Below are 14,116 nucleotides of genomic sequence, written 5' to 3' on the forward strand. Positions count from 1 at the left end.
AGCGTCAAACGAGGTTATCTCGGGGAGCATACAAAAGTATGTGACCCGAGTGACCGAGAGCAGACAACAAAGCCACGGCGTGAAGTATGACGAACATTTAGATGACGCGAGAAAATTGGTGTAATCTCATTTGACTTCTAAGATAAACATCAAAACACATACACACATTACGAATCAGCAATCGCCCGCGCGGCGTGACTTTTATCCCCGTTTCACTGACCTCCACCAGCCCATCTTCTGCCATTGGTTTGAGTAGTTCTAGGTCTTCTTTGAAATAGGTTTTGAAGTCAATTGGGTAGAGCGCTTCAATTTGCGCAAAGTTCAATTGGAAGTTGCAGATCAATGTTTTGATCACATCGCGGCGCAGACAGTCGTCATCTGTTAGCACTAATCCACGCCATAAGGCATGCCCTTTTTCTTCCACTTGCGCGTAGTAGGTTTTTAAATCTTTCTGATTTTGGGCGTAGTTATCGCCGAGCATACTGATCGCAGATACCCCTAATCCTAATAAATCGCAATCCCCTTGGGTGGTATAACCTTGGAAATTACGATGTAAAATTCCTTCTCGCTGTGCCACGGCAAGTTCATCTTCTGGGCGAGCAAAGTGATCCATCCCGATAAATTGATAACCGCCGGATGTCAGCGTTGCGATAGTATCTTGCAGAATATCCAGTTTTTGCTCCGCCGTTGGCAGGTCTTCATCTTTGATTTTACGCTGCGCCGCAAATAAATTCGGCAAATGCGCGTAGTTGAAAACGCTTAAACGATCAGGCGCAAGCTCCGCCACTTTTTTCAATGTAAACGCGAAGCTTTCAGGGGTCTGTTTTGGTAAACCGTAAATCAGGTCGATACTGGTTGACGTGAAGCCAGTCTCTTTCGCACGTTTAATTAGCGCAAAAATAAACTCTTCATCTTGCTCGCGGTTAACCAGAACTTGCACTTCTTTATTAAAGTCTTGGACACCCATGCTTAGACGGTTAAAGCCTTCACTGCGCAGATGGTCAATCATGTCGAGTTCGATTTCACGGGGATCGACTTCAATGGACATCTCCGCATCCGGCGCAAAATGAAAATGTTTTTTCAGCAAGCCCACTAAATGACTGACTTGAGCTTTATCTAAGTAAGTTGGTGTACCGCCGCCCCAGTGCATTTGAGTCACTGTACGATTTTTAAGTAACGCAGCACGCTGGATAATTTCTTTTTCAATGACTTCTAAATACTCATCCGCTTTGTGTTTTTGGCGAGTGACTAGCTTATTACAGCCGCAGAAATAACACAGTTTGTGGCAAAACGGGATATGCACATACAGAGACAAAGGACGGTCAGGATAACGTTGGGTTGCCTCAATAAAAGCCTGTTCATTGTAGTCTTGGTTAAACTCTAAGGCTGTTGGATAAGAGGTATAACGCGGACCTGAATAGTTATATTTTTGGATGAGAGAGAGATCCCAAACAATATTTTGCTCTGACATTGATATTCCTTAATTGACCACACGCTCGAAAGCATCACTATTAATTATATCTCTTTAGATTATTTTTTAGCTATTTATGTAAAGAGTGTATACCGCAAAGATTATAGCGATGTTAGAAAAAACAGATCTGATGCAACATCAAAGAAAAGGAAGATAGGTGAGAAATGGGACAATATTCCTCCCGTAAAGACAGGAGGAATAAACAGAGAGGCGATTATTTACTTTTTAAGATGCGCATAATGTCATCAAATTTCTCTTCTTCCTCTTCATCACCTTCTTCATCAGCATATTCGATACCAAGCATATTCATCAATTCGTCGATGCGATCTAAGCAGGTGTCAACATACTGTTGCTCTTGCGCAGTGATAGTTTCGCCATCTTCCAGGCGTGCCAGAATCGCATCTAAGCGATCGTTGCTTTCCAGCATTTCCAGCTCTTTTTCTGGCGTCAGTTTTTCTTTCACCACTGGCTTCTCTTTCACTACTGGACGTGCGGTTGGTTTGTTATCTTCCACGATTAATGGGATCGGCTTTTTGCTGCCAATACGTGGATCAACCTGAGCATTTTGCCCATTTTTTTGACCTGTTGATGATCCGTCTTGGTTACGGCTACCAGACTTATGTCCGCGATGTTTTTTCTCACGTTTACGCTCACGCCCTTCCGCGTTGAGCTCTTCTTTCGTCTTACGGTATTTTTTCTTTGGTTTGCTGGTTGGTTTTTTCGGTGAATTCATGGTTTGCTACCTTGATAAAATCAGTTTCTGCTGCGGAATCTAGCAGGATCCCTTAAGCGGTGAAAGCACTACTTTGCAATTTAGGTGAATTTTATCTCACTTTGCATTCGCAACAGTACTTTAATGATTATACCTTAAATAATTTGAGTTGCATGCAAGCAACAAAAAGGGAAGCCCGTTAAGGGTCTTGCACTCAGAATAGAGATTTATGTTTTGAGCGATATTCTAGGTAATTCAAGTTGCCTAAGCATTCCAATGCTCTCAATAGCTGTATCACCAGGGGGCAAAAATAGAGAGTCACCTTGAGCAATGCTCTAAATAGTTTGTGCTGTAGCAAGGCGGCAAGAGTTGCTAATCCCTAGGAGCATACACAAGTATGTGACTAGGGTTAGCAATTGAAGCCAACGCCGCTACAGCGCAAAATATGACGAGCATTAATATTAGGCGTCGATCCAGATCATTTTGAGTAAGAACATCGCAGCAACTAAAATCACACACAGACCTAGGTCACGCCAGCGCCCTGTACCGATTTTCATCGCACAGTACGCAATAAAACCTAGCGCAATACCTTCTGTAATCGAGAAGCTAAATGGCATCATGACCGCAGTAATAAACGCCGGAACGGATTCCGTTAAGTCATCCCATTTCACGCGCGTTAAGCTTGAAGTCATCAGAACGCCAACATAAATCAGCGCGCCTGCCGTTGCATAGGCTGGAACCATACCCGCCAGCGGAGAGATAAACATGGTCAACAGGAATAACACACCGACGACAATCGCGGTTAAACCTGTACGACCGCCCACCGATACCCCTGAAGAGCTTTCGATGTAGGCTGTTACGGACGAAGTCCCCATTGCAGAACCTGCCACCGAACTTAAGCTATCCACATACAGTGCTTGTTTCATGCGAGGGAAAGTCCCACGCTCGTTGGTAATACCGGCTTTGTCTGTTACCCCAATCATGGTGCCCGAGGAGTCAAACAGGTTTACCAACATAAAGGCAAAGATAACCCCAGAAAGTGCCAGATCCAGTGAGCCAGCAAAGTCCACTTGGCCAACAACACTGGTAATACTTGGCGGCATTGAGAAAATGCCCGTATATTTCACATCGCCCAGCGCCAAACCAATCAGCGTCGTGACGGCAATAGAAACTAACACCGCAGCATGAATATTACGCGCCGCTAAGATAGCGATAATAAAGAAACCAAGAGCCCCCAGCCACACATTGTGATGGGTTAAATTACCAATTGAAACTAAGGTATCTGGGTTTGCAACGATAATACCGGAGTTTTTCAGCCCCATCATGGCGATAAATAGACCGATACCGCTGGTGATCCCCACACGTAAACTCAGGGGAATATTGGCGATGATCCAGTAACGAATACGGAATAACGTCAGAATGAATAAGCCAACCGCCCCCCAGAATACTGCCCCCATAGCCACTTGCCATGAATAGCCCATCGCGCCAACAACCACAAAGGCAAAAAAGGCGTTCAGCCCCATCGCAGGTGCAACTGCAATTGGTAAGTTAGCCAGTAATCCCATCAAAATACTGCCAATCGCTGCGATTAAACAAGTTGTCACGAATACCGCTTTGATATCCATGCCAGCAACGGACAAAATTTGTGGGTTAACGAAAACGATATACACCATCGTCAGGAAGGTAGTGAATCCTGCAACGACCTCTGTTCTTGCGGTGGTGCCGTGTTCTTGTAATTTAAACACACGCTGGAACAGACCCTGCTGTTGCGAAGAGCCAGATGATTGATTAGTCATTAAAATGCGCCTTGTCGAAATGTCATGCCCTAGAGTGCCAATGGCGGCATGGTGGACACGAAAAAAAGTTTTTTTCGACTCATGGTACAACTAAACATCACAAAAGAAAACGATTGCGTTATTTAAAATAAATAGGGTTTCTTAACTGACTGATACTATAAATGAATATCGAGAAAACGATGGCGGCTATCACGCCGCCATTACAACATAGCGCTACGAGGGTGAATTAGGAAAGCGCGATCAATTTTTGGCGTCGCCAAAACAACCAACCGCGTTTTGCGGCTCTACTGCGCGGCGCACGTTTATCACTGAGTTTTTTCGCCACTTGGTTGGCAAGAATTTCCACTGACAGGCACATCACAAAGTAGATAAATGCCACAAACAGGAAGACTTCCAGCGGGTATATCATTTCACGGTTATTCACCTGTGTGGCTAAGAATGACAGCTCTGCCACCCCTACAATATACGCCAGAGAGGTATCTTTAATTAACGCAACCCATTGGTTAATAAAAGAAGGCACCATCATACGTAAGGCTTGAGGTAACACCACATTCCACAGTACTTGCCATCGGTTAAACCCGAGAGAAAGCCCTGCGTTCCATTGCCCTTGACCGATAGCTAAAATTCCCGCTTTCACGCCGTGCGCTAAATAGGCGGAGGTGATCAGCGCTAATGCGCACACCACCGCCGTCACGCCCGGAATTTCGGTTCCGAAAACGATCGGCAATAAGAAGTAGGTCCAAAAAATCAACATAATGACGGGAATGGCACGGAAAAAGCCTAAAACGGCGGCAAATAAATTCATCCAGAAACCACGTAGCATCGCCAGCGCAATACCGCCCAATGTGCCGAGGACAATAGACGCGGCACCAGCTAATACGCTCATAATTAGCGTTAGGGCGGCCCCTTCTAGGGGACCATCAGGGTAAGCCCCAAATAGCAAATATTGCCAGTTATCTGTAATGACTGAAAAATCCATCTTATACCCCCTGAGCCAACTGACGCTGTTGTCGCCACTGACCCCAGCCTTCCATAAACGCAATAATCACAATATAGAGCACAGTCGCTAAACCAAATGCTGCAAATGTTTGAAGTGACTGACTATCCACTTGGCGTGATACGTAAGAAAGCTCCGCGACCCCAATCGCCATTGTCAGCGAAGAGTTTTTTACAACGTTCATGTATTGCCCAAGTAATGGCGGTAACGCAATTTTCACCGCTTGCGGTAAAATGACTAAGCGCATGGACTGCCATGACGTTAAACCCAATGCAAGCGCCGCCTGTTTTTGCCCTTGGCGCACGCCTCGGATCCCAGAACGTACTTCTTCCGCAATAAACGGTACCGTGTATAAGGTTAAGCCCACAAAGCCCGCTAAAAACTCAAAAGATGGCCAGCCCAATGTCAGTCCAAAAATGTCGACTTCATGGGGGGTATTAAGCCATTCCATTGCAGCTGCAGGTAAAATTTCTCCTGATGCGAAATACCAAAAAAATAGCTGCACCAGTAGCGGCGTATTACGAAAAATCGAGATATAGACACTCACGAACCAGCGTAAAGGCGCTATTTGGCTATCTCTTGCTGAAGCGACAATGAAACCTAATAGCGTAGCTGCGATGATCGTACAAATTGATATCCAGACCGTCAGCAAAAAGCCATAGCCAAACCACTCAAGATATTGTGGGGCTAAGAGATGCGTAGACCAGAAGTCACCGCTGAAAAATTTGTCGAACATGTTCTGCCTCGCTATAACTGACAACCCCTGCAACATGGCAGGGGCGTTTACTCTCACTAAACGACATAACTAACTTAAGATTTAGGCTGCTCGCTCAGTGGGGCAAATTTGAATTCACCACGTGGTTGTGCCGCTTTGGTGTCTGGACCAAACCAACGGTTATAGATCTCGTTAGCTTTGCCTTCTTTTTCCAGTTTCAGTAATGTGGCATTCACATTTTCGATTAAACGCGTTTCCCCTTTACTCGCCCCTAACGCTTGATACTCTTTCGTTAAGCTAAACGGTGAAATTTCGAAATCAGCTTTTACTTTTTCTGGCAGATTACCTAATAAACCAACCAGTTTTGCATCATCTTGCGTGATTGCTTGTACGTTACCATTACGCAATGCAGCAAAGGCTTGCGGGGTATCATCGTAAGAAATCACTTTAGTATTCGGGAAGCGTTCACGCAGAGTCACTTCCTGCACAGTACCTTTGTCTGCTCCAATGCGCAGTGGGGCAATATCTTCAGGCGTTTTCAGCACGCCTTTACGAGCGATAAATTTTTGCCCTGTTGCAAAGTCAGGAATGGAGAAATCCACCTGTTTTGCGCGTTCGTCTGTAATTGTGAAGTTGGCACCAATCAGGTCAACTTTGCCGGATGTTAACAGTGGAATGCGGTTAGCCGGGTTGGTTGGACGCAGTTCCAATTTCACCCCAAGATCATCCGCAATCGCTTGAGCAATATCGATATCATAGCCCGCGAGTTTTTTGGTTTGAGGGTCAATAAAACCGAATGGGGGGTTGCTGTCAAAAACTGAAATGCGGATCACTCCCGCTTGTTTAATATCATCTAATTTATCAGCGCTAGCGACATTCGCTGTCAGCGCCAGACCTGCAACTAAAAGTGCGGAAGTAAGAAAACGAGCTTTCATTGAATACCCCTAACGGTAAATTTGTGTAAATCGACCATCACAAGCTATCAACTATTTCTTAGCACTTGAAATAATATTAAATAATATATTTATATCAATTTGGAATATATTGAGACATAAAAAAAGGGGTAAAAATCCATCGGAGCGACCCCTAAAATGTTGCAGATTAAGACTCTTATCGAGCAAGAAGAAAATGAAGAAGATGAACACTGAGGTGCGAACACCTCAGTGGTTTAACAATTACTCTTTGTTGCTGTCTTTCGAGCTAGTCAGCATTTTTTCAAGGCTATCCCCACCCACATGGCGGAAATCTTGCCCTTTCACATAATAGAAAATGAACTCACAGATGTTCTGGCAACGGTCACCGATACGTTCAATCGAACGAGCACAGAATAGAGCCGTTAAGACACTTGGAATGGTACGCGGGTCTTCCATCATATACGTCATTAACTGACGGACAATTCCTTCATACTCTTGGTCTACTTTTTCATCTTCACGATAGATACGGATAGCTTCTTCCAAGTCCATGCGAGCAAAAGCGTCCAACACATCATGCAGCATTTGTACTGTATGGCGACCTAATGATTCTAGGCTCACTAACAGTGGTTGATGCTGTTGAGAGAATTTTTCCAGTGCGGTTTGGCAGATTTTATCCGCAACGTCACCGATTCTTTCCAGTTCAGCAATCGTTTTTGAGATTGCCATAATCAAACGCAAGTCACTTGCCGTCGGCTGGCGCTTGGCAATGATCTTGACGCACTCTTCATCGATTGCCACTTCCATCATGTTAACCTTATGGTCGTTGGCAATCACTTCTCGCGCTAGGGCTTCATCCTGATTATGCATTGCAGTGATGGCCTTGGTGAGCTGTTCTTCCACCAGCCCTCCCATTGTCATCAATTCAGTATGGATATGTTCCAGTTCAGCATTGAACTGCCCGGATATATGTTTGTTGTGGTTCAGCGTATCCATCGTCGGCTCCATATCAACCGTAGCGGCCAGTAATATAATCTTCAGTTTGTTTCATTTCAGGGGTGGTGAACATCTTGTCAGTGTTATTAAATTCCACCAACTCACCTAAGTACATAAATGCAGTGTAATCAGAACAACGTGCAGCTTGTTGCATGTTATGGGTGACGATCACCACGGTATATTCTGATTTCAATTCGCTAATCAGTTCTTCAATGCGCCCCGTTGAAATTGGGTCCAACGCAGAACATGGCTCATCAAGTAACAGAACCTCTGGGCGAATAGCAATACCACGTGCAATACACAGACGCTGTTGCTGACCACCAGAGAGGCTATAGCCGCTTTGATGGAGTTTATCTTTAGTTTCATTCCATAACGCCGCTTTCGTCAATGCCCACTGCACACGCTCATCCATTTCTACGCGAGACAGTTTTTCGAACAGACGCACACCAAACGCGATATTGTCATAGATAGACATTGGGAATGGTGTTGGCTTTTGGAACACCATTCCGACTTTGGCACGTAATAACGCGATATCTTGTTTATCAGTTAGAATATTTTGACCATCCAGTAAAATTTCGCCTTCTGCGCGTTGCTCACCATATAACTCGTACATTTTGTTGAAAGTACGTAGCAGTGTGGATTTACCGCAACCAGATGGACCGATAAACGCAGTGACTTTGTTCTTTTCAATATCTAAAGAGATATTTTTCAGCGCATGAAACTTTCCATAGTAGAAGTTAAGGTCACGAACTTTAATTTTACTGTTTGTAATGTCGTTTGCATTAATCATGGTTACTTCTCTCTATCAATTCTTTTATTCGTCTGGGATTAGTGTTTTTTCTGTGCAAACACAACACGGGCAATGATATTAAGTAACAGGACACATAAGGTGATCAGAAGAACCCCTGCCCATGCTAATTCCTGCCATTCAGAGAACGGACTCATTGCAAATTTGAAGATAGTCACTGGTAAGTTAGCTATTGGCTCATTCATGTCAGTGCTCCAGAATTGGTTGGACAATGAAGTGAACAGCAGCGGTGCGGTTTCCCCCGCAATACGTGCGATAGCCAGCAAAATACCGGTAATAATCCCAGATACAGATGCTTTTAATGTAATGGATAAAATCATTTTCCATTTTGGCGTGCCCAGTGCGTATGCTGCTTCGCGCAGGCTATCTGGCACTAATTTCAACATATTCTCGGTCGTGCGGATAACAATTGGAATTTGCAGTAATGCTAATGCAATGACCCCTGCCCAACCCGAGAAATGCTGCATTTGAGCAACCACGATGGTGTAAACGAACAGCCCGACCACAATAGAAGGAGCTGATAACAGAATGTCGTTAATAAAACGGGTCACCGAGGCTAACCATGATTTACGACCATATTCCGCTAAGTAGATACCCGCTAAAATCCCTAATGGTGTACCGATGACTGTCGCCCATAGGATTAATAATCCACTTCCCACAATGGCGTTAGCCAAACCACCACCTTCCGTATTGGGTGGCGGTGTCATTTCAGTAAACAGATTGAGGGACATGCCATCAATCCCTTTGGTGACTGTGGAGAATAAGATCCACACTAACCAGAACAAACCAAATGCCATGGTTAGCATGGAGACAAATAATGCCATTCTGTTGACTTGACGGCGCCATGCTTGGCGGCGTGCTCGTTCTTTTTGATTAACTACAACAGGTTGAGATATCGACATATTAACGTCCCTCATTCTTAGCAAGACGCATAACCATCAGTTTGGAAATTGCCAGAACGATGAAGGTAATCACAAACAGAATTAAACCAAGTTCCATCAATGCTGCCGTATGTAAACCGCTTTCTGCTTCTGCAAATTCGTTCGCCAGCGCAGAGGTAATACTGTTACCCGGCATAAACAGTGACAAGCTATCAAGTTGGTACGTGTTACCGATGACAAACGTCACCGCCATGGTCTCACCCAGTGCACGACCGAGCCCTAGCATCACCCCACCAATCACCCCATTTCGGGTATAAGGCAAAACGATGTTCCAAATCACCTCCCATGTCGTACAGCCGATTCCGTAGGCTGACTCTTTCATCATCACGGGAGTTTGTTCGAACACATCACGCATCACGGAAGCGATGTAAGGAATAATCATAATGGCGAGGATAATCCCTGCCGCAAGAATACCAATACCAAAGGCTGGACCTGAAAACAGTTCGCCGACAATTGGAATGCTCGACATCACGTTGCCCACAGGCTCTTGGAAGTATTCTGCAAATAATGGTGCGAAGACAAATAGCCCCCACATACCATAAACAATACTTGGGATTGCAGCGAGAAGCTCAATCGCAATACCTAACGGGCGTTTTAACCAATTAGGTGCTAGCTCTGTTAAAAATAAGGCAATACCGAAGCTAACAGGTACTGCGATAATCAGAGCGATTAATGATGTCACAATGGTGCCGTAAATTGGCACTAATGCACCAAATTGTTCCGCTGGCGCATCCCACTCTTTGTTCCACAAAAACGAAAACCCGAATTTCTGCATACTTGGCCAAGATGCGAAAATCAGGGAAATAATAATACCACCCAGCATGAGGAGAGTGATTAGCGCAGCTATTTTGACTAATGCACTAAAAATCACGTCGCCCGACTTACTAGGGGCTTTAAATGCCGTTATTTTTTCGGCCATGCGCTTTGTTCTCATTCCATGCCTACTTTACAGTAGGACTTACGTTACTACGGTGAATAAGCAGGTGCTATTCCTCAGCACCCGCTTACCATTTTCCAACCCGAGGAAACACTTAGAACAGTGCTTTACCTTGGCTATCTTTCACTTCAGTTTTCCATGCTGCACGTACTGCGGTCACAACTTCTTGAGGTAACACAGCATAGTCCAATGCTTCCGCTTGCTGACCGCCTTTCTCGTAAGCCCAGTTGAAGAAATCAAGAACCGCTTTACCTTTTTCAGCATTCGCTTGTTGCTTGTGAACTAAGATGAATGTGGTTGAGGTAATAGGCCATGCATTAGCACCTTCACGGTTAGTCAGGTCTTGTGCAAATGTTTTAGACCAATCCACTTTTTTCGCTGCTGCGCTGAAGCTGTCACCTGTTGGTGAAACTGGCTGACCATCCGCAGAAACGAGCTTAGTATACGCAAGATTATTTTGTTTTGCGTAAGCATATTCTACATAACCGATAGAGCCTGGCAGACGTTGAACAAAGGCTGCCACGCCATCGTTACCTTTACCACCTACGCTGTTTTTCGGCCAGTTAACCGTTGATCCCGCTCCCACTTCATCTTTCCAATTTGCGCTAACTTTTGCTAAGTAGCTAGTGAAGACGAAAGTCGTACCAGAACCATCAGAGCGACGAACTACCGCGATGTTTTGGTCTGGTAATTTTACGTTTGGATTCAGTTTTACGATGGCTGGGTCATTCCATTTTGTAATTTTACCTAAGTAGATATCGCCCAGAGTTTTACCATCAAGAACCAGCTGATTAGATTCGATGCCTTTAACGTTTACCGCTAAAACAACGCCACCAATCACGGTTGGGAATTGGAATAAACCGTCTTCTTTGAGTTTGTCATCAGTCAATGGCGCATCTGATGCACCGAAATCAACTGTTTTTGCATTAATTTGTTTCACACCACCAGAAGAACCAATCCCCTGATAGTTAATTTTATTACCTGTTTCTTTCTGATAAGTGTCTGCCCACTTCGCATAAACAGGAGCAGGGAATGTCGCGCCAGCTCCGGTCAGGCTGGTAGCAGCAAAAGAAGACATTGCAGTCAGAGATAAAGTTGCTGCCATTACGCTTGCTAGTGTGGTACGCATCATTTTCATAATCCCTCCGGGGATGTAAGAAATAATCAAGTATTAAATTATTGGGTGTATGTCACGGTAGGGAAAATAGGACAATTGAGTTACGGCAATATGTCAAGTTTATGACAGTTTTATGACATTTGCGGATTTTATCGACAGGAAAAGAATAATAATGAGGGAGTAAAAACAATTAATTTATTATTTTTCAATTAATTAAATAGGATTAGCGAATATGACAGCCTAACGTTTGGAATATGACATTTTGTCATAAATGAAAAAATTTCTTTCTCTTTCTATCTTTCTATCTTTCTATCTTTCTATCTTTCTATCTTTCTATCTTTCTATCTTTCTATCTTTCTATCTTTCTATCTACACAGTATATCTCTAAGTATTTCAGCTTGTAGGTAGGCGACAAGCAAAGATATCTCAGGGAGCATACATGAGTATGTGACCTGAGTAGCTGAGCGTAGTCAACACCCCTACAAGTTGAAATACGACGAGATACGGCAAGTGAAGATATCCCTAGGAGCATACATGAGTATGTGGCTAGGGTTAACGAGAGCAGCCAACAACGCTACAACGCGAAATACGACGAGATATCAGTCTTCGCGTTCTTTTAGGGGGAGAAGGGCCCTAATAGCAAACCCACCACGCTCACTTTTATGAATCTCAATATTTCCTTCGTGAGCATCAATAATTCGACGAATTATTGCGAGACCCAGCCCCGTGCCTTTGTTGCTGCGGGCTTTTTCGCCTTGAACAAATGGTTGGAATAGGCGTTGAATATCTTCTTCTTTGATGCCTGCGCCATCATCTTCCACTTGGAACCAAACGTAATCTTCATTCTTACCACTGCTGACTTTTATCCAGCCATTTCCGTAACGGTAAGCGTTCACTATCATGTTGGTAATCGCGCGCTTGATTGCTAGGTGGTTACCATTAAACATCACAGGACCTGGTACGAAATTGGTTTCAATTTCACCGATCACGTTAGTTTCAGCGACTACCGCCTCATTCAGAATGGCGTTAAGATCGCAGAATTCCATATCCATCTCTTGCCCTGTTTTCAGGTAAGACATGAACTGCCCGATAATGGCGTCACACTCTTCAATATCTTTATTAATAGATTCAGCGAGGTAACTGTCTTCCGGTCCCATCATTTCAGTGGCGAGACGAATTCGTGTAAGCGGTGTGCGAAGATCGTGGCTAACCCCCGCCATTAATACCGTTCGGTCATTTTCGAGTGATTTTATTCCCGCCGCCATATGGTTGAATGAGCGGATCGCCGCACGAACCTCTGTCGCACCTTTTTCTTGCATTGGCGGCATCACATGCCCCTTTCCTACCTCACCGGCATGATATTCCAGCTCCAATAATGGCTTATTTTGGTAGCGAATATAGAGCCAAACCCCTGCAAAGATGGTAAGGAAAACAGTCAGTGTATAACGGAAAACTTGAGAAAACTGATTTTGACCAATTTCGGTCAGTGGAACACGCACCCAGATATCTGGGGCTAGATAGGATGTTAGCCATAATATCGGATACTCACGGCCTAGCTCTAAATGTACACTCGCCTTGCCACCTAAGTATTCCGACATATTTTCACTTAGAAAATCATACTCTTTCGCCCAATTTAGTCCTTCTTCCATCGCCGCTGAATGGGCGTAAAAGGTAATTCCAAGCTCATTGTAGATTTTCTTACGTAATGCGGGTGAAACTCGCACTGAGGTTCCATCTTGTAGAACCATTTTCTCTGTCATTAATGTCCGCACTTCATAAGCAAGCACTTTATTGAATTGCTGTAGACTTGGCATCACAACAAAATTCAATACCACCATATAGCTGGTCACAAGGCTTGCGAACAAGAGCGCAACAAATAAAAATAACGAGCGAGAAAATGTACTACGTCGAGAGAACCTCAGTCGCTTCATGCTTTACTTCCATCTGGAACGAATACGTACCCCAAGCCCCAAACAGTTTGAATGTAACGTGGGTGCGCAGGATCTTCTTCAATCATACGACGTAAACGTGAAATTTGAACGTCGATAGAACGCTCCATCGCACTGTACTCACGACCCCGAGCTAAACTCATCAGTTTGTCACGAGATAACGGTTCGCGAGGGTAAGACACTAATACTTTCAGTACCGCGAATTCACCACTGGTTAATGGCATGTTTTCTTCGCCTTGGAACATTTCACGCGTTCCGAGGTTCAGTTTGAATTTACCAAAAGTAATGACGGCATCATCTTGAGATGGCGCACCCGGTAATTCGTTCGCTTGGCGACGCAATACCGCGCGAATACGCGCTAGTAGTTCACGAGGATTAAATGGTTTAGGGATATAGTCATCCGCACCAATTTCTAAGCCCACAATACGGTCAACTTCTTCACCTTTCGCCGTCACCATAATGATTGGGATTGGGTTGTTTTGACTACGTAAACGACGACAAATTGATAAGCCATCTTCCCCAGGAAGCATTAAGTCCAATACGATTAAATGAATCGATTCCCGAGTGAGGAGCCTGTCCATTTGTTCAGCATTTGCTGCACTTCTTACCTGAAAACCCTGCTCGGTGAGGTAACGTTCAAGCAGAGCACGTAAACGCATATCATCATCGACGACGAGAACTTTATAACTTTCCTGCATTTATAGCCCCCAAAGTGTGGAATTTTAGAATTATTCTGCTGATGAACGTAACAAAAATAATATTCATA

The 14,116-nt window shown here is 44.3% G+C and carries 13 protein-coding genes; all 13 read right to left on the reverse strand.

Annotated features, from left to right (window positions below; genetic code table 11):
• Positions 1-97: 97 nt before the first annotated feature.
• Positions 98-1,471, reverse strand: a complete 1,374-nt coding sequence (gene hemN / locus PSF16_RS01775; RefSeq protein WP_272688674.1) for an oxygen-independent coproporphyrinogen III oxidase — start codon at positions 1,469-1,471, stop codon at positions 98-100.
• A 214-nt stretch (positions 1,472-1,685) separates the two neighbouring features.
• The gene (gene yihI, locus PSF16_RS01780) at positions 1,686-2,204 is read right to left on the reverse strand and encodes a Der GTPase-activating protein YihI (protein WP_272688675.1); all 519 of its coding nucleotides are present in this window, start codon (positions 2,202-2,204) and stop codon (positions 1,686-1,688) included.
• A 440-nt stretch (positions 2,205-2,644) separates the two neighbouring features.
• A complete protein-coding gene (locus PSF16_RS01785) occupies positions 2,645-3,979 on the reverse strand; it encodes an NCS2 family permease (RefSeq protein WP_006659645.1) in 1,335 nt (444 codons plus the stop codon).
• Between the two features lie 226 nt (positions 3,980-4,205).
• Complete coding sequence (locus tag PSF16_RS01790) at positions 4,206-4,958, reverse strand: amino acid ABC transporter permease (RefSeq protein ID WP_006659646.1); 753 nt, start codon at positions 4,956-4,958, stop codon at positions 4,206-4,208.
• Between the two features lies 1 nt (position 4,959).
• Complete coding sequence (locus tag PSF16_RS01795; RefSeq protein ID WP_006663091.1) at positions 4,960-5,712, reverse strand: amino acid ABC transporter permease; 753 nt, start codon at positions 5,710-5,712, stop codon at positions 4,960-4,962.
• 74 nt (positions 5,713-5,786) lie between these two features.
• A complete protein-coding gene (locus PSF16_RS01800; protein ID WP_006663092.1) occupies positions 5,787-6,626 on the reverse strand; it encodes an ABC transporter substrate-binding protein in 840 nt (279 codons plus the stop codon).
• A gap of 240 nt (positions 6,627-6,866) precedes the next feature.
• Entirely contained in the window at positions 6,867-7,598 is a 732-nt protein-coding gene (gene phoU, locus PSF16_RS01805) for a phosphate signaling complex protein PhoU (protein ID WP_006663093.1), read from the reverse strand.
• Between the two features lie 13 nt (positions 7,599-7,611).
• The gene (gene pstB, locus PSF16_RS01810; RefSeq protein ID WP_006659650.1) at positions 7,612-8,388 is read right to left on the reverse strand and encodes a phosphate ABC transporter ATP-binding protein PstB; all 777 of its coding nucleotides are present in this window, start codon (positions 8,386-8,388) and stop codon (positions 7,612-7,614) included.
• 38 nt (positions 8,389-8,426) lie between these two features.
• Complete coding sequence (gene pstA, locus PSF16_RS01815) at positions 8,427-9,308, reverse strand: phosphate ABC transporter permease PstA (RefSeq protein ID WP_006663094.1); 882 nt, start codon at positions 9,306-9,308, stop codon at positions 8,427-8,429.
• Position 9,309: 1 nt separating this feature from the next.
• The gene (pstC, locus tag PSF16_RS01820) at positions 9,310-10,266 is read right to left on the reverse strand and encodes a phosphate ABC transporter permease PstC (RefSeq protein WP_006663095.1); all 957 of its coding nucleotides are present in this window, start codon (positions 10,264-10,266) and stop codon (positions 9,310-9,312) included.
• 112 nt (positions 10,267-10,378) lie between these two features.
• Entirely contained in the window at positions 10,379-11,422 is a 1,044-nt protein-coding gene (gene pstS / locus PSF16_RS01825) for a phosphate ABC transporter substrate-binding protein PstS (protein WP_006663096.1), read from the reverse strand.
• Between the two features lie 578 nt (positions 11,423-12,000).
• Positions 12,001-13,332 carry a two-component system sensor histidine kinase EnvZ gene (gene envZ, locus PSF16_RS01830; RefSeq protein WP_006663097.1) on the reverse strand — a complete coding sequence of 444 codons (1,332 nt, stop codon included), beginning with the start codon at positions 13,330-13,332 and terminating at the stop codon, positions 12,001-12,003.
• Complete coding sequence (ompR, locus tag PSF16_RS01835) at positions 13,329-14,048, reverse strand: osmolarity response regulator transcription factor OmpR (protein WP_006659655.1); 720 nt, start codon at positions 14,046-14,048, stop codon at positions 13,329-13,331. The genes envZ and ompR overlap by 4 nt, the downstream gene beginning before the upstream one ends.
• Positions 14,049-14,116: the final 68 nt, after the last annotated feature.

The sequence above is a fragment of the Providencia sp. PROV033 genome (assembly GCF_028484855.1).
In the GTDB taxonomy this organism is placed as follows: domain Bacteria; phylum Pseudomonadota; class Gammaproteobacteria; order Enterobacterales; family Enterobacteriaceae; genus Providencia; species Providencia alcalifaciens.

Coding starts and splice junctions, on each gene's coding strand:
- hemN (WP_272688674.1), bottom strand. CDS start 1,471: ATGTCAGAGCAAAATATTGTTTGGGATCTCTCTCTCATCCAAAAATAT.
- yihI (WP_272688675.1), bottom strand. CDS start 2,204: ATGAATTCACCGAAAAAACCAACCAGCAAACCAAAGAAAAAATACCGT.
- PSF16_RS01785 (WP_006659645.1), bottom strand. CDS start 3,979: ATGACTAATCAATCATCTGGCTCTTCGCAACAGCAGGGTCTGTTCCAG.
- PSF16_RS01790 (WP_006659646.1), bottom strand. CDS start 4,958: ATGGATTTTTCAGTCATTACAGATAACTGGCAATATTTGCTATTTGGG.
- PSF16_RS01795 (WP_006663091.1), bottom strand. CDS start 5,712: ATGTTCGACAAATTTTTCAGCGGTGACTTCTGGTCTACGCATCTCTTA.
- PSF16_RS01800 (WP_006663092.1), bottom strand. CDS start 6,626: ATGAAAGCTCGTTTTCTTACTTCCGCACTTTTAGTTGCAGGTCTGGCG.
- phoU (WP_006663093.1), bottom strand. CDS start 7,598: ATGGATACGCTGAACCACAACAAACATATATCCGGGCAGTTCAATGCT.
- pstB (WP_006659650.1), bottom strand. CDS start 8,388: ATGATTAATGCAAACGACATTACAAACAGTAAAATTAAAGTTCGTGAC.
- pstA (WP_006663094.1), bottom strand. CDS start 9,308: ATGTCGATATCTCAACCTGTTGTAGTTAATCAAAAAGAACGAGCACGC.
- pstC (WP_006663095.1), bottom strand. CDS start 10,266: ATGGCCGAAAAAATAACGGCATTTAAAGCCCCTAGTAAGTCGGGCGAC.
- pstS (WP_006663096.1), bottom strand. CDS start 11,422: ATGAAAATGATGCGTACCACACTAGCAAGCGTAATGGCAGCAACTTTA.
- envZ (WP_006663097.1), bottom strand. CDS start 13,332: ATGAAGCGACTGAGGTTCTCTCGACGTAGTACATTTTCTCGCTCGTTA.
- ompR (WP_006659655.1), bottom strand. CDS start 14,048: ATGCAGGAAAGTTATAAAGTTCTCGTCGTCGATGATGATATGCGTTTA.